This window comes from Marivita sp. S2033 (genome assembly GCF_046592965.1).
Lineage (GTDB): Bacteria > Pseudomonadota > Alphaproteobacteria > Rhodobacterales > Rhodobacteraceae > Marivita.
Map to the genome: position 1 here is coordinate 1 of NZ_JBISBV010000017.1, position 21,491 is coordinate 21,491.

Below are 21,491 nucleotides of genomic sequence, written 5' to 3' on the forward strand. Positions count from 1 at the left end.
ATCGCCGCCGTCAGCGTCGTCTTGCCGTGGTCAACGTGACCAATCGTGCCAATGTTGCAGTGCGGCTTGCCGCGCTCAAACTTTTCCTTGCCCATTGCAAAGCTCCTTTTGTCTTTTCAGGTGGTGGGGGATGTTCCCCACCCTACGGTGGTGGGTAGGGCGGGGTTTGCCCCCGCCACCCGGATTATGCGTATTTCGACTGGATCTCGTCAGAGATGTTCTGCGGAACCGGATCGTAGTGATCGAACTGCATCGTGAACTGCGCGCGGCCCGAAGACATGGAGCGCAGCGTGTTGATGTAGCCGAACATGTTCGCCAGCGGAACCATCGCAGCAATCGCAACGGCGTTGCCGCGCGGCTCCTGACCGGTGACCTGACCCCGACGGGACGTCAGATCGCCGATGATGCCGCCGGTGTAGTCTTCCGGTGTCACAACTTCGACCTTCATCACAGGCTCGAGCAACTTGGCGCCCGCTTTGCGCATGCCTTCACGCATGCCCATGCGACCGGCAATTTCAAAGGCCAGAACCGAGGAGTCCACATCGTGGAACTTGCCGTCGATCAGGGCGACCTTGAAGTCGATGACCGGGAAGCCGGCAAGCGGGCCGGAGTCCATGACCGACTTGATGCCTTTTTCGACACCCGGGATGTATTCCTTGGGCACCGAACCACCAACGATCTTGCTCTCGAACGAATAGCCTTCGCCCGGCTCTGTCGGAGTGATGACAAGCTTGACCTCGGCGAACTGACCCGAACCACCCGACTGCTTCTTGTGGGTGTAGGTATGTTCCACCTCGTGACCGATAGTCTCGCGGTAAGCCACCTGAGGCGCGCCGATGTTGGCTTCGACCTTGAACTCACGCTTGAGGCGATCGACGAGGATGTCGAGGTGAAGTTCGCCCATGCCCTTCATGATGGTCTGACCGCTTTCGAGGTCTGTTTCCACCCGGAAGGAGGGATCTTCAGCCGCCAGACGCTGCAGACCCTGAGACATTTTCTCCTGGTCGGCCTTGGTCTTGGGCTCGACAGCAATCTCGATCACCGGATCGGGGAAGGTCATGGTTTCCAGAACCACCGGCTCGCTTGCCGAGCACAGGGTATCCCCTGTCGTGGTGTCTTTCAGACCCGCCAGCGCGATGATGTCGCCTGCAAACGCCTCTTCGATTTCCTGACGCTCGATGGCATGCATGATCATCATACGACCAATGCGCTCTTTCTTGCCCTTGGTCGAGTTCAGGATGCCGTCGCCCTTCTTGATCGCGCCCGAGTAGATACGGGTGAATGTCAGAGAACCGACAAACGGGTCGTTCATGATCTTGAACGCCAGTGCCGAGAACGGCTCTTCGTCAGACGCATTCCGGGGGATGTTGCGCTCTTCGTTTTCGTCGTCGGGCGAGAAGCCCATGAGCGTCGGAACATCCTTCGGACCCGGCAGGAAATCAACCACGGCGTTGAGCAACGGCTGCACGCCCTTGTTCTTGAACGCCGAGCCGGCCAGCATCGGGAAGAAGGACAGCGACAGCGTACCCTTGCGGATCAGCTTGCGCAATGTCGCCTCATCCGGCTCCTGGCCTTCGAGATACGCTTCCATCGCGTCGTCGTCCATGTCGACGGCGAGCTCAATCATGTTGTCGCGCCATTTCTGGGCGAGTTCCTGAAGCTCTGCGCGGATCGGACGACGCTCCCAGGATGCGCCCAGATCTTCACCGATCCAGACCCACTCTTCCATCTTGATCAGGTCGATCAAGCCTTCGAGGTTGTCTTCGGCACCGATCGGCAAAGCGATCGGCAGCGGCGTACCACCGGTGCGATCCTTGACCATTTCGACGCAGTTGAAGAAATCCGCGCCGATCTTGTCCATCTTGTTCACGAACACCAGACGCGGAACCTTGTAGCGGTCAGCCTGACGCCACACGGTTTCGGTCTGCGGCTCGACACCGGCGTTGCCGTCAAGCAACGCAACAGCGCCATCAAGCACCGCCAGCGAACGCTCGACTTCGATGGTGAAGTCCACGTGACCGGGCGTGTCGATGATGTTGAAACGCGTCTTGGTATCGGACGTGCCTTCGGGAGTCGGGTCTTCCTGGCGCTGCCAGAACGTGGTCGTCGCGGCGGAGGTGATGGTGATCCCGCGCTCGGCTTCCTGCTCCATCCAGTCCATCGTGGACGCACCCTCGTGGGTTTCGCCCATCTTGTGGTTCTTGCCGGTATAGAACAGGATCCGCTCGGTCATCGTCGTCTTGCCGGCGTCGATATGCGCCATGATCCCGAAATTCCGGTAGCGCTCTAGGGGGTATTCACGTGCCATGTGGTGTGGCTCCTGTTACCAGCGGTAATGGCTGAACGCTTTGTTCGCGTCGGCCATCTTGTGGGTGTCTTCGCGCTTCTTCACGGCGGAACCGCGCGAGTTCACGGCATCCAGCAATTCAGCGGCCAGACGCTCTTCCATCGTGTTTTCGTTGCGCGAACGGCTCGCGTTGATCAACCAGCGGATCGCCAGCGCCTCACGACGCTCGGGGCGCACTTCGACGGGCACCTGGTAGGTGGCACCACCAACCCGGCGGGAGCGGACCTCGACCGACGGCTTGATGTTGTCGAGCGCCTCGTGGAAGATCTCCACCGGCGCGCGCTTTACCTTGCTCTCGACCCGGTCGAGCGCGTGGTAAACGATGTTTTCCGCGACCGACTTCTTGCCGTCGATCATCAGGTTGTTCATGAATTTGGTCAGCACCCGGTCGCCATACTTGGCGTCGGGGAGCACTTCGCGTTTTTCTGCGGCGTGACGACGAGACATCTGTAATTCCTCTTACTTCGGACGCTTCGCGCCATATTTCGAACGGCGTTGCTTCCGGTCCTTGACGCCCTGGGTATCCAGAACACCACGCAGGATGTGATAACGCACACCGGGAAGGTCTTTGACACGACCGCCACGGATCAGGACAACCGAGTGCTCCTGAAGGTTGTGGCTCTCACCCGGAATGTAGCTGATAACTTCGTAACCATTGGTCAAACGCACCTTGGCCACTTTCCGCATCGCCGAGTTCGGCTTCTTCGGAGTGGTTGTATAGACGCGTGTGCATACGCCCCGCTTCTGCGGGCACTGCTCAAGGTGCTGCGACTTCGAGCGTTTGATTTTCGGCTGCCGCGGCTTGCGGATCAGCTGTTGGATCGTTGGCATTCCGGTTCTTTCCCCGTGTAGCTCACATATGTGGTGCACGGTTTCCCGTGCGGGTTTTGCATTCAAGCATCGCGCGTCCGCGACACCTTCTCATGGTCCCGCCACCCCTTTCGGAACGACGCAAAAGACCGCATCCGCTTCCCTTAGCGGAAGCGATGCGGTGGATTTCCAGAGGATCGGGGCATGCGCCCGGATCTTGACCGCTCCAGTTCTGTAAATCGGCACTCAGGGCACGAACCCAGCCGAATTAAGCGGGCGTATATGGAGAGTCGGAATGGTTGTCAACAGCGCCCCGGCGCTTGTGTGCATGCCAATGGCAAGGCAGGATCATGTTTTCACACACGTCATCTTTACGCAGGCCACACCATCATGCAAGCTATCCTTTTCTGCCGGTTCTCCTACCCTGCCGAGGGGGGCTTTCAACTCGATCACGACAGCGTCGCCGCCCGCCGCGACTATCTCTATGCGCCGGAACGGATGGAGCAACGGTTGGCGCTGTTGGAGCATCTATGCCTGCCGGGGCTGAAGGCACAGACCGATCCGGATTTTGACTTTGTCGTTCTCGTCGGCACGTGCTTGCCGTCGGAATACCGCACCCGTCTGGAGCATCTGTTATCGGGCCTGGCCCAAGCCCGTATCGTAGCCCGCGATCCCGCGCCGCACAGGCAGGTGTGTCAATCGGTGCTGAACGCGGCGCGTCGCCATGTCAACCAACCCTGCCTTCAGGTGCGGCACGACGATGACGATGCGCTGGCCGTGGATTTCATCGCCCGTCTGCGCAGGGCGGTGTCAGATTGCGATGCGCTGGTGCGAGGCAACCGGCTTGTAGGATTCGACTGGAACCGTGGCTTTACGCTGCGCGCCTCCGAGGTGAACCGGTTCGAGATCGCCGAAACCGTGATGCCCTATCTCGGCGTCGCCCAAGCGATGGCGGTTCAGGGCGGCGTGCGTCAAACCATGATGAATTTTGCCCATAGCCGGATCAACAGGTTCATGCCCACCGTGACCTTCACCGACCAGCCGATGTTCCTGCGCGCCCATCACGACTTCAACGACTCCCGCCAGCGGCCCAACGTTGCGACGCCCGATTTCCATGCACCGACACTCGATCATGTCGAGATGCTGAGCCGGCGATTTGCCGTTACGGCTGACGCGGTACAATCGGCCTTCGCACCTTTCGATTGAGCCGTGCCTCGCGCAGCAGATTGAACGCACCCGCCGCCGCGATGATGGAGGCGCCTATCAGGGTCAGAGGTTGCGGCCATTCGCCAAACAGCAGCCAGCCGAGGATCAGCGCCCAGACAAGTCCGGTATAGCGGAACGGTGCGACAAAGCTGACCTGCCCGACGCGCATGACCATCACGCTCGTCAGATAGGCACCGACGATGAAGGCGGACGCCGTCAAGACAAGGAGCGTCAGGCGCGGCGTGAGCGGCACCCAGTCCTGACCGAAGGACCAGACACCGGCAAACAGCGTCACGATGACCGACGACACGAATGTCACCATCAAGGACGGCGTGGCCATCGACACCCGTCTGGTCACGAGATCGCGCACCGTCACCGCGCCGACGGCGCAGAGCGTATAAACCGACGCACTGGTAAAGCCTTCGGTACCGGGGCGAACGATCAAGAGCATTCCGCAGAATCCGACAGCAATCGACACCCAGCGCCGCCAGCCGACCGCTTCCCGGAACACGATCGCGCCCCCGAGAGTGACCGTCAGCGGCAACATCTGCATCAGCGCCGTGACGTTGGCCAATGGCATCGCCAGCAGGGCCGAGAGGAAGAAATAGGCGGCCACGGCTTCGGCAATCCCGCGCGCCAGCACCAGCGCCTGATCGTGCCGTGGCAGATCAAACCGCAAAGCGCCAAGATACCGCGCCATGATGAGCAACGCTCCGGAGGCGATGATCCCGCGAATGACAAGGAGTTGTGACAGCGGCATCGCTCCGCCGGTGGCCTTGATGGCCGCGTCACCGCAGGTCAGCGCCGCCATCGCGATACACATCAAAAGCGCGCCGCGCATATTGTCAGACAGTTGCATCATGCAATCGGCCATATCAGGAGCCTGTCACCTTGCCACGCTCAAAATCCGTGCGTCGAAAAATTTGGATTTTTCCCCGAACGGTGTATTTCGGTCTGATGCGACGTCGCGATCATGCGATGCCCAGTTCCGCAAAGGACACCGCTTGGCACACCCGCAGACCGACGACCTGACCACAGGGTCGATCCTTCACCACTACGGCAACCTCGCGATACCCGCGGCGTTCGGAATGCTGTTCGCGACGCTCTATAACGTGGTCGATGTCTATTTCGCCGGCCGCCTGTCCACCGAAGCGCAGGCCGGTCTCGCGATTGGCTATCAGGCGTTCTTCATCATGATGGCCGTCGGATTCGGGCTCGGCTCCGCACTCAGCGCGCTGGTGAGCAACGCCAAGGGGGAACGCAAACCGCGTGCCGCGCGCAGCCTGGCGGCACAGGGGATTTGCTTTGGCGCAATTGCGACCGGCCTGCTGATGGTCCTGGGGCTTTGGGGCGGCCCGTACCTGATCGCGCTGGTCTCTGAACCCGGCGGCTACCGCGATGCCGCACTTGGTTATTTCCGCTGGTTGATCCTCGCCTTGCCGGGCTTTTTGCTCGCCTATGGTGGCAACGGCATCTTGCAGGCACATGGCGACACGCGCTCAATGCAGCGCGCGCTGATGGCGGCGTTCTTGGCCAATGTCGTACTGAACCCGCTGTTGATCTTCGGCATACCGGGCCTCTGGGGCGGCATCGGATTCAACGGCATCGCGCTCTCGACGGTGATCAGCCAAACGGGTGTAATGATCTTCTTGATGACCCGCATCTTCCGTCTGCCCGTGATGGAAAACGTCAAGCGATCCGAGTTTGTCCCGGACCTCGCGTGTTTCAAGGCCATCGTCGAACAAATGCTGCCGGCCAGCACGGCGATGGTGGTGATGTTCGTGTCGGGATTTGTCGTCCAGTTTGCCCTCAAGGGGTTCGGGGAAGAGGCCATTGCCGGATACGGCGTGGCGTTGCGGATCGAACAGATCCTGCTTTTGCCGGTTCTCGGCATGACTGGCGCGCTGTTGCCGATCGCGGGTCAGAATTTCGGCGCTCGCGAATACGCTCGTGTGCGCGACGCGCTGTTCCTCTGCTGGAAACTTGGCTTTGCGATGTCGGTTGTCGCGATGCCGTTGCTGTGGTTCGCAGGCGAGTACGCGATGCGACCGTTCACCTCCGACCCCGAGGTTATCGCAATCGGCGCGAGCTATCTTCTGGTGGATGGATTCCTGTTCCCGGTCTACATGATGCTGTTTTCGATCAACTCCTATCTTCAGGCGTTGAAGCGTCCGATCTATACTTTGTGGATCAGCATCTACCGACAAGGTTTTGGTGTTGCATTCTTTATCTGGATCTTCATCTCTGTCCTCGGCTTTGACGTCTGGGGCGTATGGTTGGGCATCGCAACCGCAGTAGCAAGTGGTTGGGTGATCGCCCTGTTCGTTGCGGCACGGATTTCAGAGCAGAAGATCGGCGGTCTGAGACCGCTGAACATATAAGGAGAATAAGATGCGACTAGCGGTATTGAGTGCGATCGGTCTTGGCTGGGTCGCCACGACGGCGAGCAGTGCGGACGTGCAACTGGTGTTCGATCTGGAGCAGGACGGCACGGTCATTTCGGCGGCGTATGAGTGCGATGATGCGACCGAAAGAACTGTGCGGTACCTGTCGGCGGGCAATGCCCAGTTGGCGTTGGTGCCGCTGGACGGCGTGGAGACGGTTTTCGTCAACGTGGTCTCGGGATCGGGCGCACAATATGTCTCGGGCCAGTACGAGTGGTGGATCAAGGGCGACACGGCAACCCTGCACAACAGGATTCAGGACGCCGGTGACGTGGTCTGCAAGACCGAGGACGATCCCGCAAACTGACACGTGCTGACGTGACATCATGGAAAAAGCCCCCGCAATCGCTTGCGGGGGCTTTTTTCTTTTCACCGATCATCGCCGATTATTCGCGACTCTCGGGAGTCTCCGCGATGACGGTATCGAACTCGCCACCACCGATGACGTCTTCAGACGCGTCCGGAGCCGCCAGCGCGGCCGCGGCTTCGGCTTCTTCACGCCGCGCTTCGATCACGACATTGTCGCGGTCCTGCGCCACGCGCCGCATCTTTTGCGTAGCCCCGCCCGTTCCCGCAGGAATGAGGCGACCGACGATCACGTTCTCCTTGAGGCCGACGAGCTTGTCGACCTTGCCCTGAACCGACGCTTCGGTCAGCACGCGCGTGGTTTCCTGGAACGAGGCCGCTGAGATGAAGCTGCGTGTTTGCAGCGACGCCTTGGTGATGCCCAGCAGGATCGGTTCGCCCTGTGCGGGACGGCCCTTCTTCTTCTCCGCCTTCTCGTTGGCGAGGTCGAATTCGGCCTTGTCCACGTGTTCACCCTTGAGCAGCGTCGTGTCGCCACTGTCGAGGATTTCCCACTTCTGCAACATCTGGCGCACGATCACTTCGACATGCTTGTCGTTGATCTTCACACCTTGCAGGCGATAGACGTCCTGAACCTCGTCGATCATGTAGTTCGCCAACGCTTCGACACCCATAATGGACAGGATGTCATGCGGCGCCGGGTTGCCGTCCATGATGTAATCGCCCTTCTGGATGAAATCGCCTTCGACCACCGGAATGTGCTTGCCCTTGGGCACCATGTATTCCACCGGCTCCTGGCTATCGTCCGCAGGTTCGATGCTGATCCGACGCTTGTTCTTGTAGTCCTTGCCGTAGCGCACATAGCCGTCGATTTCCGCGATGATGGCGTGGTCCTTGGGGCGACGTGCCTCAAAGAGTTCGGCCACACGCGGCAGACCGCCGGTGATGTCCTTGGTCTTGGCGCCTTCACGCGGAATACGTGCAACCACGTCACCCGCCTTGACGTCCTGACCGTCCTCGACCGACAGAACCGCATCCACCGACATCGGATAGGTGATCGGGTTGCCCGCATCGTTGCGCAGCGGCTCACCGTCTTCGCCCATCAGGATGATCTCTGGCTTCAGCTCGTTGCCCTTGGGCGCGGCACGCCAGTCGATCACGATCTTCTGGGTCATGCCTGTGGCATCGTCGGTCTCGTCGCGCACGGCCACACCGGCAGTCAGATCGACATGCTTGGCGATACCGTCCTTTTCGGCGATGATCGGCAGCGTGTAGGGATCCCACTCGAACAGCTTGTCGCCACGGGCAATGGTATCACCCTCTTTGACAAACAGCTTGGTGCCGTAACCCAACTTGTGGCTGGCCCGTTCCTCGCCGTGATCGTCCATGATCCGCATTTTCATGTTGCGGCCCATGACCAGCGTGTCACCCACAGAGTTCTCAAGCGTGGAGACGTTGTCGAATTCGACCTTGCCTTCCTGGCTCGCTTCCTGGAACGACTGCTGGCCACCCTGCGCAACACCGCCGATGTGGAATGTCCGCATCGTCAGCTGTGTACCCGGCTCACCGATCGACTGTGCGGCGATGATGCCGACAGCTTCACCGGTGTTGACCATCGTACCGCGCGCAAGATCGCGCCCGTAACAGGTGGCGCAAACCCCCTCTTCGGCCTCACAGGTCAGAGGCGAACGGATGCGCATGGAGGCAATGCCTGCGTCCTCGATGGCGTCGGCCATGCGTTCGTCGATCAGTTGACCGGCGCGCAGCATGACCTCGTCGGTGCCCGGCTTGAGCACGTCATCCGCCGTCACGCGGCCAAGGATACGCTCTGCCAGCGACGACACGACTTCACCGTCGTTGACAGCCGCCTGCGCGGTGATCGCGCGTTCGGTGCCACAATCGATCATCCGCACGATGCAGTCCTGCGCCACGTCGACAAGTCGACGGGTCAGGTAACCCGAGTTCGCCGTCTTCAACGCGGTGTCCGACAGACCCTTACGGGCGCCGTGGGTCGAGTTGAAGTACTCAAGAACGGTCAGACCTTCCTTGAAGTTCGAGATGATCGGCGTTTCGATGATGTCGCCGTTCGGCTTGGCCATCAGGCCGCGCATGCCGCCCAGCTGCTTCATCTGCGTGACAGAGCCACGCGCACCGGAGTGCGCCATCATGTAGACCGAGTTCGGCTCCATGACGGTGCCATTCTCGTCGCGCTGGTCGGCCGAGATGGTCGCCATCATCGCTTCGGTGACCTTGTCGTTACATTTCGACCAGGCATCCACGACTTTGTTGTACTTCTCACCCTGGGTGATCAGGCCGTCCATGTACTGCTGTTCGAAATCCTTCACCTGATCGCGCGTTTCTTCGACGATCGGCCATTTGCTATCGGGGATGACCATGTCGTCCTTACCGAAAGAAATGCCTGCCTTGAACGCTTCCCGGAAACCCATCGTCATGATCTGGTCACAGAAAATGACGGATTCCTTCTGGCCGCAGTAGCGATACACGGTGTCGATGACCTTCTGCACGTCCTTTTTGCGCAGCAGCATGTTCACCAGTTCGAACGGCGCCTTTGCGTTCATCGGCAACAACGCACCCAACCGCACGCGGCCCGGAGTGGTTTCGTAACGCTTGACAATCTCGTTACCGGTCTCGTCGATCTGCTTCACGCGCGCTTCGATCTTGGTGTGCAAGTGCACGATGCCCGCGTTGAGCGCATGCTCGACCTCTTCGATCGACGAGAACTTCATCCCCTCGCCTTTCATGCCTTCGCGCATGATGGTGGTGTAATACAGACCAAGGATCATGTCCTGCGACGGAACGATGATCGGCGCGCCGTTGGCAGGCGACAGAACGTTGTTTGTCGACATCATCAGCACACGCGCTTCCAACTGGGCCTCAAGGCTCAGCGGGACGTGAACCGCCATCTGGTCGCCGTCAAAGTCGGCGTTGAAGGCCGAACAAACCAGCGGATGCAGCTGGATCGCCTTGCCTTCGATCAGGATCGGCTCGAACGCCTGAATGCCCAGACGGTGCAACGTCGGCGCACGGTTCAGCAGAACCGGGTGTTCGCGGATCACTTCGTCAAGGATATCCCAAACCTCGGGACGTTCCTTCTCGACCAGCTTTTTCGCCTGTTTGACGGTGCTCGAAAGCCCTTTGGCCTCAAGCCGCGAATAGATGAACGGCTTGAACAGCTCGAGCGCCATTTTCTTGGGCAGGCCGCATTGGTGCAGTTTCAGTTCCGGACCCGTCACAATCACCGAACGGCCCGAGAAGTCGACGCGCTTGCCCAGAAGGTTCTGGCGGAAGCGGCCCTGCTTGCCTTTGAGCATGTCGGACAGCGATTTCAGCGGACGCTTGTTCGCACCGGTGATCACGCGGCCACGACGGCCGTTGTCAAACAGCGCATCCACGGATTCCTGCAACATCCGCTTTTCGTTGCGCACGATGATATCCGGCGCGCGCAACTCGATCAGCCGCTTGAGGCGGTTGTTCCGGTTGATCACCCGGCGATAGAGATCGTTGAGGTCGGACGTCGCAAATCGGCCACCATCGAGCGGCACCAGCGGGCGCAGTTCGGGTGGAATGACCGGAATGACCGTCATCACCATCCACTCGGGACGGTTGCCGGATTCAAGGAAGGATTCCACAACCTTGAGCCGCTTGATGATCTTCTTGGGCTTCAATTCACCCGTAGCTTCCTTGAGATCCGCGCGCAGTTGATCGGCCTCGGAATCGAGGTCGATATTGGCAAGCATCTCGCGGATCGCTTCGGCGCCGATATTGGCGGTGAAGGCGTCCATGCCATAGACGTCCTGAGCGTCCATGAACTCTTCCTCGGTCATCAATTGACCATAGGTGAGATCGGTCAGGCCCGGTTCGATCACGACGTAGTTCTCGAAGTAGAGAATCCGCTCAAGATCGCGCAGCGTCATGTCCAGCATGAGGCCGATGCGCGACGGCAGCGACTTCAGGAACCAGATATGCGCGCAGGGTGCCGCTAGTTCGATATGACCCATCCGCTCGCGGCGGACCTTTTGCAGAGTGACTTCCACGCCGCATTTCTCGCAGACGACGCCGCGATATTTCATGCGCTTGTATTTGCCGCACAGACATTCGTAATCCTTGATCGGGCCAAAGATACGCGCACAGAACAGGCCGTCACGCTCGGGCTTGAACGTACGGTAGTTGATGGTTTCGGGCTTCTTGATCTCACCGAAAGACCACGACAGGATGCGCTCCGGCGATGCCAGCGAGACCTTGATCTCGTCAAACACCTTTTGCGGCGCGACGGGGTTGAACGGGTTGTTCGTCAGTTCCTGGTTCATTTTCAAATCCTTGAATGGGTGGGAGGCGCAGGTCGGACTGATGTGTCCGACCTGCCGGGATGAGCGATTGGCTTACTCATCCTCCTCCGCATCCAGGAGTTCCATATTCAGGCCGAGGCCGCGCACTTCCTTGACGAGAACGTTAAAGCTCTCGGGAACGCCCGCTTCGAAATTGTCCTCGCCCTTGACGATGCTTTCATAGACCTTGGTCCGGCCCGCGACGTCGTCCGACTTGACGGTCAGCATTTCCTGCAAGGTGTAGGCGGCGCCGTACGCTTCCAGCGCCCAGACCTCCATCTCACCAAAGCGCTGACCACCGAACTGCGCCTTACCGCCCAGCGGCTGCTGCGTGACCAACGAGTAGGGACCAGTCGAGCGCGCGTGGATCTTGTCGTCGACAAGGTGGTGCAGCTTGAGCAGATACTTGACACCCACGGTCACCGGGCGCGCAAACTGCTCGCCAGAACGGCCGTCGAACAGGACCGATTGACCGGACGTGTCAAAACCCGCGCGTTTCAGCGAGTCGTTCACGTCCGCCTCTTTCGCACCGTCAAACACCGGCGTCGCGATTGGAACACCGTTGACGACGTGACCGGCGGCTTCGACCAGACGCGTTTCGTCCATATCGGCGATGCCCTCTTGATAGACATCGTCGCCATAGGCGATCCGCATCGCTTCACGCACCGGAGTCAGATCGCCGGAGCGACGATAATCCTGCAACGCCTCGTCGATATTGATCCCCAGGCCGCGTGCGGCCCAGCCCATGTGGGTTTCCAGAATCTGACCGACGTTCATCCGCGACGGAACGCCCAGCGGGTTGAGGCAGAAATCGACCGGCGTGCCGTCCGCGAGGAACGGCATGTCCTCCATCGGGACCACCTTGGAGATCACGCCCTTGTTGCCGTGACGCCCGGCCATCTTGTCGCCCGGTTGCAGCTTGCGCTTCACCGCGACGAACACCTTGACCATCTTCATCACGCCCGGAGGCAGATCGTCGCCACGACGCACTTTCTCGACCTTGTCCTCGAACCGCGCATCCAAGGCACGCTTCTGCGCCTCGTATTGCTCGTTCAGGGCTTCCATGATCTTGGCGTCGTCTTCGTCTTCCAGCGCCAGCTGCCACCACTGACCACGCGTCAGGCTGTCCAGAAGCTCTTCGGTGATCTGGCTGTTCGCCTTCACGCCTTTCGGGCCTTTGACAGCCGTCTTGCCGAGGATCAGATCCTTCAGACGCGCATAGATGTTGCGGTCGAGGATCGCCAGCTCATCGTCCCGGTCACGGGCCAGGCTTTCGACCTCTTCTCGCTCGATCTGCAACGCACGTTCGTCCTTTTCAACGCCGTGACGGTTGAAGACGCGCACTTCCACGACCGTGCCGAAATCGCCCGGCTTCACCCGCAGCGAGGTATCGCGCACGTCCGAGGCTTTCTCACCAAAGATGGCGCGCAGGAGTTTTTCCTCCGGCGTCATCGGGCTTTCGCCCTTAGGTGTGATCTTGCCGACCAGAATGTCGCCCGGCTCCACATCCGCGCCGATGTAAACGATGCCCGCCTCGTCGAGGTTGCGCAGCGCTTCTTCACCGACGTTCGGAATGTCACGTGTGATCTCTTCCGGCCCGAGTTTCGTGTCACGCGCGGCGACCTCGAATTCCTCGATATGGACGGAGGTGAACACGTCATCCCGCGAAATCCGTTCGGAAATCAGGATCGAGTCCTCGTAGTTGTAGCCGTTCCACGGCATGAACGCGACGATCACGTTCTTGCCGAGCGCCAGTTCACCGAGATCGGTCGACGGACCGTCCGCGATGACTTCGCCCTTGCCCACCGTGTCGCCTACATTCACCAGCGGACGCTGGTTGATGCAGGTGTTCTGGTTGGAACGCTGGAACTTGCGCAGACGATAGATGTCCACACCGGCATCGCCCAGCTCGAGATCCTCGGTCGCCCGCACAACGATACGGGTCGCATCCACCTGGTCGATCACGCCTGCGCGTTTCGCCATAATGGCAGCGCCGGAATCACGCGCAACCACACCTTCGATCCCGGTGCCGACCAGCGGCGCTTCGGAACGGAGTGTCGGAACCGCCTGACGCTGCATGTTCGACCCCATCAGGGCGCGGTTGGCGTCGTCGTTCTCCAGGAACGGAATGAGCGACGCCGCAACCGAGACCAGCTGCTTTGGCGACACGTCGATCAGATCGACGCTTTCATTCGGCGCAAGCGTGTATTCACCCGATTGGCGGGTGTTGACGAACTCGTTCACAAACTTGCCGTTCTCGTCCAAAGTCGCGTTGGCCTGCGCCACGGTGTGACGCTGCTCTTCGGTGGCGGACATGTATTGCACATCGTCCGTAACATGGCCGTTCTCGACCCGACGATACGGTGTTTCGATAAAGCCGTACTTGTTCACCCGCGCAAAGGTGGCGAGCGAGTTGATGAGACCGATGTTCGGGCCTTCCGGCGTTTCGATCGGACACATCCGACCGTAATGCGTGGCGTGAACGTCGCGCACCTCGAAACCAGCGCGTTCGCGGGTCAAACCACCCGGCCCAAGCGCCGACAGACGACGCTTGTGCGTCACTTCCGACAGAGGGTTGGTCTGGTCCATGAACTGCGACAATTGCGAGGAGCCGAAGAATTCGCGAACGGCGGCAGCAGCAGGTTTCGCGTTGATCAGGTCTTGCGGCATCACCGTGTCGATCTCGACCGATGACATACGCTCCTTGATCGCCCGCTCCATCCGCAGAAGGCCGACGCGGTACTGGTTCTCCATCAACTCACCGACCGAGCGCACCCGGCGGTTGCCGAGATGGTCGATATCGTCGATATCGCCGCGCCCGTCGCGCAGTTCGACCAGCGCCTTGACGCAAGCCACGATATCCTCGCGATCCAGCGTGCGCTGGGTGTCCGGCTTGTCGAGCGCCAGACGCATGTTCATCTTCACCCGGCCAACAGCCGACAGGTCATAGCGTTCGCTGTCAAAGAACAACGTTTCGAACAAGTTCGAAGCGGCTTCGACGGTGGGCGGCTCGCCAGGGCGCATGACGCGGTAGATGTCCATGAGCGCGGTTTCGCGGTTCATGTTCTTGTCGTTCGCCATCGTGTTGCGCATGTAGGGGCCAACGGTGACGTTATCGATGTCGAGCACCGGAATCTCGGTGATGCCCGCGTCGATCAGATCCTTGAGTGTACCGCCGGTGACCGCGCCGTCCTTGTCGACGGTCCATGTCAACTCATCGCCGGCTTCGACATAGATCGCGCCTGTGTCTTCGTTGATGATGTCCTTGGCGACGAACTTGCCGACGATCTGCTCGAACGGAAGCAGAAGATCGGTGATCTTGCCCTCGTCGATGATCTTCTTGACCGCACGCGGGGTGACTTTCTTGCCCGCTTCGGCAAACACTTCGCCGGTCGCGGCATCAACCAGATCATAGGCCGGACGGGTGGCGCGCACGCGCTCGGGGAAGAATTTGGTTTCCCAGCCTTCTCCCTTGCGCAGCGTGTAATTCACGGTGTGGTAATACGCATCCATGATCGCTTCCTGGTCGAGACCAAGAGCGTAGAGCAGCGTCGTCACCGGCAGCTTGCGGCGGCGGTCGATGCGCGCGAACACGAGATCCTTTGCGTCGAATTCGAAATCGAGCCAGGAGCCGCGATAAGGGATGATGCGGCAGGCGAACAGCAACTTGCCCGAACTGTGCGTCTTGCCTTTGTCGTGATCGAAGAACACGCCAGGGCTACGGTGCATCTGCGACACGATCACGCGCTCGGTGCCGTTGACGACGAACGTCCCGTTCGGTGTCATCAGGGGCATGTCGCCCATGAACACGTCTTGTTCCTTGATATCCTTGACAGATTTCGCGCCGGTATCTTCGTCGATATCGAACACGATCAGGCGCAGCTTGACCTTCAGCGGTGCGGCATAGGTCATGTCGCGCTGCTGGCATTCCTCAACGTCGTATTTGGGCTTTTCCAGCTCGTAGCTGACGAATTCCAGAACGCTGGTTTCGTTGAAATCCTTGATCGGAAAAACCGACTGGAAGACACCCTTGATGCCCTCTCCGTCAAGCGGAGTGGGCTGGTCGCCGGATTTCAGGAACAGGTCGTAAGAGGATTTCTGAACCTCGATGAGGTTCGGCATCTCCAGAACCTCACGGATTTTTCCATAATACTTACGAAGACGTTTCTGGCCAATGAAGCTTTGCGCCATGGTCGATATCACCTTTTCATTCTCAGCTGAGCGTCACGCGGTCGGGCCCCGGCGGACTACCCAATAGAGACAACAAGAACCCGATCAATTCCCGGCCCGCGTCCCACCGCGCGCCTCCCGATCTTTGGGTCCTGCCTAAGAAAAGCCCTTGTGCGAAAAAGGGCCTCTCTAAGACAGGCTTGGCCGGGCTCGGAAATCTCCGAACCCAGCCTCGATAAAGTCCAACTCCGGGTTGCCCCGGTGCGGATTACTTGAGCTCGACTTCCGCGCCAGCTGCTTCCAGCTTGCTCTTGATGTCTTCGGCTTCGTCCTTGGAAACCTGCTCTTTGACGGCCTTGCCACCTGCTTCGACCAGTTCCTTGGCTTCCTTGAGGCCAAGACCGGTGATGCCGCGGACTTCCTTGATCACGTTGATCTTGGATGCGCCTGCCGACTTCAGGATGACGTCGAATTCGGTCTGCTCTTCAGCAGCCGCGCCGCCACCTGCATCGGCCGGGCCCGCCATCATCACTGCGCCGCCTGCTGCGGGCTCGATGCCGTACTCGTCTTTCAGGATGGTTTTCAGTTCTTGTGCTTCGAGAAGCGTCAGACCAACGATCTCTTCTGCCAGTTTTTTCAGATCAGCCATTTTCAGCTTTCCTATCTAAATGTGTTCCAACGTCAGGGTATTCAACCCCACGAGGGTTTCGCATGTTGCCTTACGCCGCTTTCTCTTCGATGGTCGAGAGAATGGACGCGATATTGGATGCAGGTGCGCCAATCGCCCCGGCGATGTTGGAAGCGGGTGCGCCGATCATGCCTGCGATGGTAGCAATAAGCTCATCACGCGACGGCATCTTCGACACGGCTTCAACGCCGGCCCGGTCAAGTGCGTTCTCGCCCATTGCACCGCCAAGGATTTCGAACTTCTTGTTCTCCTTGGCGAAATCCTCGGCCACCTTGGCTGCTGCCACGGGGTCTTCGGAATAGGTGAGGACAGTCATGCCCGTCAGATAGTCGGCGATGCTTGCGCAGGGCTTTCCATCAAGAGCAATCTTGGCCAGACGGTTCTTGGCGACACGTACGGAACTGTCGGCATCGCGCGCGCGCGACCGCAGATCCTGCATCTCGGCAACTGTGAGACCTTCGTAGTGGGCAACCACAACGACGCCAGAGCTTTCGAAGATCTGGCCGAGTTCCTCGACCACTTTCTCTTTTTGGGCTCTATCCACAGGTTTTCTCCAGTTTGGGAGGCAAGCCCCCCGGCTCAGTGGTACCGGATCGCTCCGGCGGTTTTGGTCCGCGGTCTGCGGTCTCAAACCCGCCGCGCGCTCAACGGATGAGCTCTCGGCATTTCGGTCTGCTCCCGCCTCGGGCAGGATTTATTGCGCCAAATGCCGCAACCCACCGTCTCGGACGTAATGCAAAAGAGCGCGGGACGAATCGCGCGCTCTCTCACAGCGGCTGGGATACTGTGTTCAACCCTGAATGCCAAGCCCGGAAAGCCGGAATTTGCCAAAGGTCAACTGAAAAATGTGCCGCACATAAAAAAGCGGCGCCAACCTGGGCGCCGCTCTGTTTCGAGTGATGCTTGCCTTACTGGCTGGCAGCGTCGTCAACCGATACGCTGACGCCCGGACCCATGGTCGAGGACAGCGCGATCTTCTTCATGTAGGTGCCTTTGGAGCCTGTCGGCTTGGCCTTGGCGACCGCATCCACAAACGCGCGGATGTTTTCGACCAGCTTGGCTTCGTCGAAGGAGACCTTGCCGACGCCTGCATGAACGACACCGGCCTTTTCGGCCTTGAACTGCACCTGACCGCCCTTGGCCGCTTCAACGGCTTCCTTGACGTCCATTGTCACGGTGCCGACCTTGGGGTTTGGCATCAGGTTGCGGGGACCAAGAACCTTGCCCAGACGTCCGACGATCGGCATCATGTCGGGTGTGGCGATGCAACGGTCAAATTCGATCGTGCCGCCCTGAACGGTTTCCATCAGGTCTTCTGCACCGACGATATCCGCACCGGCTTCCTTGGCTTCGTCAGCCTTGGGACCGCGGGCAAAGACCGCGACGCGCACGGTTTTGCCGGTGCCGTTGGGCAGGCCGACGACACCGCGGACCATCTGGTCTGCGTGACGCGGGTCAACACCAAGGTTCATCGCGATTTCAATCGTCTCGTCGAACTTTGCGTTCGCGTTCGCCTTAATCAGGGCAACGGCCTCCTGAACGGTGACGTCTTCCTTGCCCTCAAAGGCTTCACGGGCTGCGCGGGTGCGTTTTCCAAGTTTTGCCATCTTACTTCACCTCGATGCCCATGGACTTCGCAGCGCCCACGATTGTCTTCATTGCCGCTTCGACGTCTGTTGCGTTGAGGTCCTTCATCTTGGCCTCGGCAATTTCGCGCACCTGCTTGACGGACACAGTCGCCACGGTCTCACGACCCGGCAGCTCTGCACCACGCGGACGGTTGCGCTTTCCGACGGGCTTCAGGCCAGCGGCTTTTTTCAGGTAGTACGACGCCGGCGGCGTCTTGATGTCCATGGTGAACGATTTGTCTTGGTAATAGACAATCTCGGTCGGGCAAGGCGCGCCCTGTTCCATGTTCTGCGTCTTGGCGTTGAACGCCTTGCAGAATTCCATGATGTTGATGCCGCGCTGACCCAGCGCCGGGCCCACGGGGGGGCTTGGGTTGGCTTGACCTGCAGGGATCTGCAGCTTCATCTTGCCAGCAAGTTTCTTGGCCATGTGGCCTCTCCTTTTCCAACGACCCTGAAACGCGTTGCAGGGTCACTCTTGTTGTGTGGTCCGGATTGGACGACGCGTCGCCCTCTCCTCCCACGCTCGGGTGGCGGGTCTTTCACCCACCGCACACGGTTACCTACTGCTTGGTGACCTGCGTGTATTCCAATTCGACCGGAGTTTCCCGGCCAAAGATCATGACCGACACCTTGAGGCGCTGGTTGTCGTCATCGACCTCTTCGATCATGCCATCGAAATCCTCGAACGGACCATCGTTGACCTTGACCTTCTCACCCACTTCAAAGTGGATCAAGGTCCGCGGCGCGTCTTCGCCCTCGGCCACACGGCCCAGGATGGCCTGCACTTCGGCATCGCGCATCGGCATCGGGCGACCTTGCGGGCCCAGGAAGCCGGTCACGCGGTTGATCGAGTTGATCAGGTGATATCCCTGATCCGACATATCCATGCGCACCAGCACATAACCGGGCATGAAGCGGCGCTCTGCCGTGACCTTCTTGCCGCGGCGGATTTCGATGACCTCTTCGGTCGGAACCAGAACTTCCTCGATCTGATCCTGAAGGCCCTGCTCTTCGACAGCCGTAAGAATTTGCTCCGCGATCTTCTTCTCGAAATTCGAGAGCACGCTGACCGAGTACCACCGCTTCGCCATCTGGTCACAAACCTCTTTGTTCGCGCGGCTGAGACGCCGTCTGATTACTGATTGCCGACACAATTCACGCCCGCATCGGAATAAAAAATCGGCGTGCAACTCGAATCGATGCACGCCTCATTCCGTTCTGGTCGCTGACCTACCGCCTTACCCGAGCTTTTTCAAGAGCAGACCGCCCTAGCCGAACAGGTTGAGCAAACCCTGCAAACCACTGCGGATCAGGATGTCGACCATCGCAAAGAAGACCGCTGTCAAGGCGGCCATGATGAACACCATCACCGTGGTAAGAAGAACTTCGCGGCGGGTGGGCCAAACGATCTTCGACACCTCAGCGCGAACCTGCTGGATAAACTGAAGTGGGTTGGTCGTTGCCATGCGTGGGTCTCACTTTGAATTTTCGTTCATCCGCACTTAACGAAGCCTTTGGTGTATTTCAAGCGACAGCGTCGGGTCTGGCCCGGAAATGCAACATTTATACGGAACGCGCGATTGCCCGGACCGGTCAATTGTTCCGACCGATTGCCTCACAAAGACGTGCACGCGATTTTTTCTATTTGGCGGGAACGATCTTAGTGCCCGCCTGTTATCTCCCCAGAACCGGCGCAAATTGGTGCGACCGGAGAAATTGAAGAGATCAGTCCTTATGGGCTGGAAAGGCAAAATATGAAACGCATGATGATCGCAACAGCACTCGTAACGACCCTGAGCACTGCAGCCTTTGCGGCCTCCGAAGCGCAGATCCAGGAAGTGCAGACTTTCTCCGCTGATATCGACACGTCGTCCTTCACCGACACCCAATATGACATCGCTTATGGCATCATTCATGCCGGTATGTCGCAGGGTGAGAAGATCGCCAAGCTTCGTGCACTGGCCGAAGACACAGACAATTCGTCGATGGCGGATATCGGTCAGGCAGAATTGCAGCGCCTGAAGGAATACGCACCGGACGCAGATTTCACCAACGCGACCAAAGCGCAGGTCCAGTCTGCCTTGGCCGTGACCTATGGCGGTGAATCCGAAGGCGTCAAAAGCGACCGGGTCAAGAACATCTTCGCCGATCACAACTCGATGGAGACAATGAACATGGAAATCACCGCTGGCGAAGCCGCGATGATCCAAGAATATGCCCCGAATGTCGACGTTAGCACGTTGACGGACCAGCAGGTGCAAACGATCAAGTCGTTCATCTACAGCGACATGTCGCGTGGCGAGAAGGTCGGGAAAATTGAATCGATCGTGATGAACTAAGGTTTTCCGATTGTTCCCTCAAAAGGGTCGCCAGTTTGGCGGCCCTTTTTTTGTGCCGGGGCGAGACACGCCAATTCCGGCAAAGCAATGGAGCGCATATGTCATGTGAAGTGGCAGGGGCACCAGGGCTCGAACCCGGGACCTACGGTTTTGGAGACCGTCGCTCTACCAACTGAGCTATACCCCTATCGCCAGAGAGACGCGTAGTCGAAGAAAAATCCGAAATCAAGGCCCGGATCGACCTATGGCTCACCTTTTGCTGCGAAGTTCCCGCCGCGCGCCACGCTTGTTGGAAAAATCGACAAATTCCATGCGCTCACTCGGTCTTTTGGTCCGCTTCGGCCGCAATGTTTAGATCAATTAGCCTCTCCAGCGCCTCAATGTCGCCGCCGCAAATCTCCGCCTCAGCTTGAAGAATCAACGCGATCGGCCAGTCCCACCAGGCCACAGCCTCCAGCCGCTGCACGATTTCCGGCGCGAACCGCATCCGGTGGAGGCGGGCGGGATTGCCCGTGACAATCGAGTAGGACGGTATGTTCCCCTGTACCACCGCGCCCGCGCCAACGATCACGCCATTGCCAATCTGCGCACCGGGAAGCACGGTTGCGCCGCTGCATAGCCAGACGTCGTGGCCGATCACCGTGTCGCGTCCCGGCGCGGGCATGCTGGGGCGGTCTTCGAAACCGACGCCGCCGAACACCGCAAACGGAAAGCTGGAAAATCCGTCATATCGGTGGTTTGCGGATGCAGTGATGAACCGGACCCCGTCGGCAATCTGGCAGAATTTTCCGATCGTCAGACGCTCGGGCGAGAATGGGTAGAGATAAGGCGCGAGGTGGACGGCCCAGTCGGCAGGCGGGTGGTGGGAACTGGCATAGCTGTAGTCCCCGACCGCTATGCGGGGATGGTCGATTGCGGGTTTCAGGAACACGGTTCCCGTATGCGGCGTCCCGTCGGGCAAGGTGATCGGATGCAAAACGGTTGGATCGGCAAATGGCCGTGACATGACGTGCCCTCCCTCGTGGAGCCTCAAAATATCAAACCCGAGCCGAAACGCACAAGGGCCGCCCGATGGGCGACCCTCGCAAGATCAAGACAGCGATGTCCGTGTCGGTTACGCGACGATTTTCGACACGACGCCGGAGCCGACGGTGCGGCCGCCTTCGCGGATGGCGAAGCGCAGGCCCTCTTCCATCGCGATCGG

The 21,491-nt window shown here is 59.4% G+C and carries 19 protein-coding genes and 1 tRNA gene; 4 read left to right on the forward strand and 16 right to left on the reverse strand.

The annotated features are described in order from the left end of the window. The 4 genes from ACGKZZ_RS16290 to rpsL all read right to left on the reverse strand — a co-directional run. Positions 1 to 95, reverse strand: a 95-nt coding sequence (locus ACGKZZ_RS16290) for a GTP-binding protein (RefSeq protein ID WP_234988920.1), incomplete at its 3' end; no start/stop codon positions are given. 89 nt (positions 96 to 184) lie between these two features. Next, positions 185 to 2,308, reverse strand: a complete 2,124-nt coding sequence (gene fusA, locus ACGKZZ_RS16295; RefSeq protein WP_411224589.1) for an elongation factor G — start codon at positions 2,306 to 2,308, stop codon at positions 185 to 187. Between the two features lie 15 nt (positions 2,309 to 2,323). Further along, entirely contained in the window at positions 2,324 to 2,794 is a 471-nt protein-coding gene (gene rpsG, locus ACGKZZ_RS16300) for a 30S ribosomal protein S7 (RefSeq protein ID WP_411224590.1), read from the reverse strand. A gap of 12 nt (positions 2,795 to 2,806) precedes the next feature. After that, on the reverse strand, positions 2,807 to 3,178 hold the full coding sequence (gene rpsL / locus ACGKZZ_RS16305; RefSeq protein ID WP_054000841.1) for a 30S ribosomal protein S12: 372 nt from the start codon (positions 3,176 to 3,178) through the stop codon (positions 2,807 to 2,809). 369 nt (positions 3,179 to 3,547) lie between these two features. Between rpsL and ACGKZZ_RS16310 the strand changes: the two genes are divergently transcribed. Further along, positions 3,548 to 4,363 (forward strand): glycosyltransferase, encoded by an 816-nt coding sequence (locus ACGKZZ_RS16310; protein WP_411224591.1) that lies wholly within the window; start codon positions 3,548 to 3,550, stop codon positions 4,361 to 4,363. On the opposite strand, the gene ACGKZZ_RS16315 is transcribed toward ACGKZZ_RS16310, so the two are convergent. Next, positions 4,320 to 5,225: a DMT family transporter gene (locus ACGKZZ_RS16315; protein ID WP_411224592.1), complete on the reverse strand. Its 906-nt coding sequence runs from the start codon at positions 5,223 to 5,225 to the stop codon at positions 4,320 to 4,322. The genes ACGKZZ_RS16310 and ACGKZZ_RS16315 overlap by 44 nt on opposite strands. A 142-nt stretch (positions 5,226 to 5,367) precedes the next feature. On the opposite strand from ACGKZZ_RS16315, the gene ACGKZZ_RS16320 reads away from it, so the two are divergent. Together ACGKZZ_RS16320 and ACGKZZ_RS16325 are read left to right on the forward strand one after the other, a co-directional pair. Next, positions 5,368 to 6,744 carry an MATE family efflux transporter gene (locus ACGKZZ_RS16320; RefSeq protein WP_411224593.1) on the forward strand — a complete coding sequence of 459 codons (1,377 nt, stop codon included), beginning with the start codon at positions 5,368 to 5,370 and terminating at the stop codon, positions 6,742 to 6,744. A gap of 10 nt (positions 6,745 to 6,754) precedes the next feature. Further along, complete coding sequence (locus ACGKZZ_RS16325; RefSeq protein ID WP_411224594.1) at positions 6,755 to 7,114, forward strand: MliC family protein; 360 nt, start codon at positions 6,755 to 6,757, stop codon at positions 7,112 to 7,114. Positions 7,115 to 7,193: 79 nt separating this feature from the next. On the opposite strand, the gene rpoC is transcribed toward ACGKZZ_RS16325, so the two are convergent. The 8 genes from rpoC to secE all read right to left on the reverse strand — a co-directional run bounded on the left by rpoC (position 7,194) and on the right by secE (position 19,414). Then, positions 7,194 to 11,441, reverse strand: a complete 4,248-nt coding sequence (gene rpoC / locus ACGKZZ_RS16330) for a DNA-directed RNA polymerase subunit beta' (protein ID WP_411224595.1) — start codon at positions 11,439 to 11,441, stop codon at positions 7,194 to 7,196. Positions 11,442 to 11,513: 72 nt separating this feature from the next. Continuing rightward, on the reverse strand, positions 11,514 to 15,650 hold the full coding sequence (rpoB, locus tag ACGKZZ_RS16335; protein ID WP_411224596.1) for a DNA-directed RNA polymerase subunit beta: 4,137 nt from the start codon (positions 15,648 to 15,650) through the stop codon (positions 11,514 to 11,516). 247 nt (positions 15,651 to 15,897) lie between these two features. Beyond that, on the reverse strand, positions 15,898 to 16,278 hold the full coding sequence (gene rplL, locus ACGKZZ_RS16340; protein WP_247086672.1) for a 50S ribosomal protein L7/L12: 381 nt from the start codon (positions 16,276 to 16,278) through the stop codon (positions 15,898 to 15,900). Positions 16,279 to 16,348: 70 nt separating this feature from the next. Next, a complete protein-coding gene (gene rplJ, locus ACGKZZ_RS16345) occupies positions 16,349 to 16,861 on the reverse strand; it encodes a 50S ribosomal protein L10 (RefSeq protein WP_411224597.1) in 513 nt (170 codons plus the stop codon). Positions 16,862 to 17,225: 364 nt separating this feature from the next. Beyond that, positions 17,226 to 17,924 (reverse strand): 50S ribosomal protein L1, encoded by a 699-nt coding sequence (gene rplA / locus ACGKZZ_RS16350; protein ID WP_411224598.1) that lies wholly within the window; start codon positions 17,922 to 17,924, stop codon positions 17,226 to 17,228. A 1-nt stretch (position 17,925) separates the two neighbouring features. Further along, positions 17,926 to 18,375: a 50S ribosomal protein L11 gene (gene rplK, locus ACGKZZ_RS16355; protein WP_411224599.1), complete on the reverse strand. Its 450-nt coding sequence runs from the start codon at positions 18,373 to 18,375 to the stop codon at positions 17,926 to 17,928. Positions 18,376 to 18,508: 133 nt separating this feature from the next. Next, positions 18,509 to 19,039, reverse strand: coding sequence for a transcription termination/antitermination protein NusG (gene nusG, locus ACGKZZ_RS16360; RefSeq protein WP_411224600.1), 531 nt, complete (start codon positions 19,037 to 19,039; stop codon positions 18,509 to 18,511). Positions 19,040 to 19,216: 177 nt separating this feature from the next. Then, positions 19,217 to 19,414, reverse strand: coding sequence for a preprotein translocase subunit SecE (gene secE, locus ACGKZZ_RS16365; RefSeq protein WP_411224601.1), 198 nt, complete (start codon positions 19,412 to 19,414; stop codon positions 19,217 to 19,219). Positions 19,415 to 19,711: 297 nt separating this feature from the next. Between secE and ACGKZZ_RS16370 the strand changes: the two genes are divergently transcribed. Continuing rightward, positions 19,712 to 20,287 (forward strand): hypothetical protein, encoded by a 576-nt coding sequence (locus ACGKZZ_RS16370; protein ID WP_411224602.1) that lies wholly within the window; start codon positions 19,712 to 19,714, stop codon positions 20,285 to 20,287. A gap of 111 nt (positions 20,288 to 20,398) precedes the next feature. Here the strand turns inward: ACGKZZ_RS16370 and ACGKZZ_RS16375 are convergent. The 3 genes from ACGKZZ_RS16375 to ACGKZZ_RS16385 all read right to left on the reverse strand — a co-directional run. Further along, positions 20,399 to 20,474 (reverse strand) — tRNA-Trp (locus ACGKZZ_RS16375). Positions 20,475 to 20,603: 129 nt separating this feature from the next. After that, a complete protein-coding gene (locus ACGKZZ_RS16380) occupies positions 20,604 to 21,293 on the reverse strand; it encodes a CatB-related O-acetyltransferase (RefSeq protein ID WP_411224603.1) in 690 nt (229 codons plus the stop codon). 108 nt (positions 21,294 to 21,401) lie between these two features. Further along, a partial coding sequence (locus tag ACGKZZ_RS16385) for a hypothetical protein (RefSeq protein WP_411224304.1) occupies positions 21,402 to 21,491 on the reverse strand: 90 nt, incomplete at its 5' end.

Excerpts from the sequence above, each read along its gene's own strand:
- rpsL (WP_054000841.1), bottom strand. The coding sequence starts at position 3,178 with ATGCCAACGATCCAACAGCTGATCCGCAAGCCGCGGCAGCCGAAAATC.
- ACGKZZ_RS16310 (WP_411224591.1), top strand. The coding sequence starts at position 3,548 with ATGCAAGCTATCCTTTTCTGCCGGTTCTCCTACCCTGCCGAGGGGGGC.
- fusA (WP_411224589.1), bottom strand. The coding sequence starts at position 2,308 with ATGGCACGTGAATACCCCCTAGAGCGCTACCGGAATTTCGGGATCATG.
- secE (WP_411224601.1), bottom strand. The coding sequence starts at position 19,414 with ATGGCAACGACCAACCCACTTCAGTTTATCCAGCAGGTTCGCGCTGAG.
- rpoB (WP_411224596.1), bottom strand. The coding sequence starts at position 15,650 with ATGGCGCAAAGCTTCATTGGCCAGAAACGTCTTCGTAAGTATTATGGA.
- rplK (WP_411224599.1), bottom strand. The coding sequence starts at position 18,375 with ATGGCCAAGAAACTTGCTGGCAAGATGAAGCTGCAGATCCCTGCAGGT.
- rplL (WP_247086672.1), bottom strand. The coding sequence starts at position 16,278 with ATGGCTGATCTGAAAAAACTGGCAGAAGAGATCGTTGGTCTGACGCTT.
- rpsG (WP_411224590.1), bottom strand. The coding sequence starts at position 2,794 with ATGTCTCGTCGTCACGCCGCAGAAAAACGCGAAGTGCTCCCCGACGCC.
- ACGKZZ_RS16380 (WP_411224603.1), bottom strand. The coding sequence starts at position 21,293 with ATGTCACGGCCATTTGCCGATCCAACCGTTTTGCATCCGATCACCTTG.
- nusG (WP_411224600.1), bottom strand. The coding sequence starts at position 19,039 with ATGGCGAAGCGGTGGTACTCGGTCAGCGTGCTCTCGAATTTCGAGAAG.
- ACGKZZ_RS16370 (WP_411224602.1), top strand. The coding sequence starts at position 19,712 with ATGATGATCGCAACAGCACTCGTAACGACCCTGAGCACTGCAGCCTTT.
- ACGKZZ_RS16325 (WP_411224594.1), top strand. The coding sequence starts at position 6,755 with ATGCGACTAGCGGTATTGAGTGCGATCGGTCTTGGCTGGGTCGCCACG.
- ACGKZZ_RS16315 (WP_411224592.1), bottom strand. The coding sequence starts at position 5,225 with ATGATGCAACTGTCTGACAATATGCGCGGCGCGCTTTTGATGTGTATC.
- rpoC (WP_411224595.1), bottom strand. The coding sequence starts at position 11,441 with ATGAACCAGGAACTGACGAACAACCCGTTCAACCCCGTCGCGCCGCAA.
- rplA (WP_411224598.1), bottom strand. The coding sequence starts at position 17,924 with ATGGCAAAACTTGGAAAACGCACCCGCGCAGCCCGTGAAGCCTTTGAG.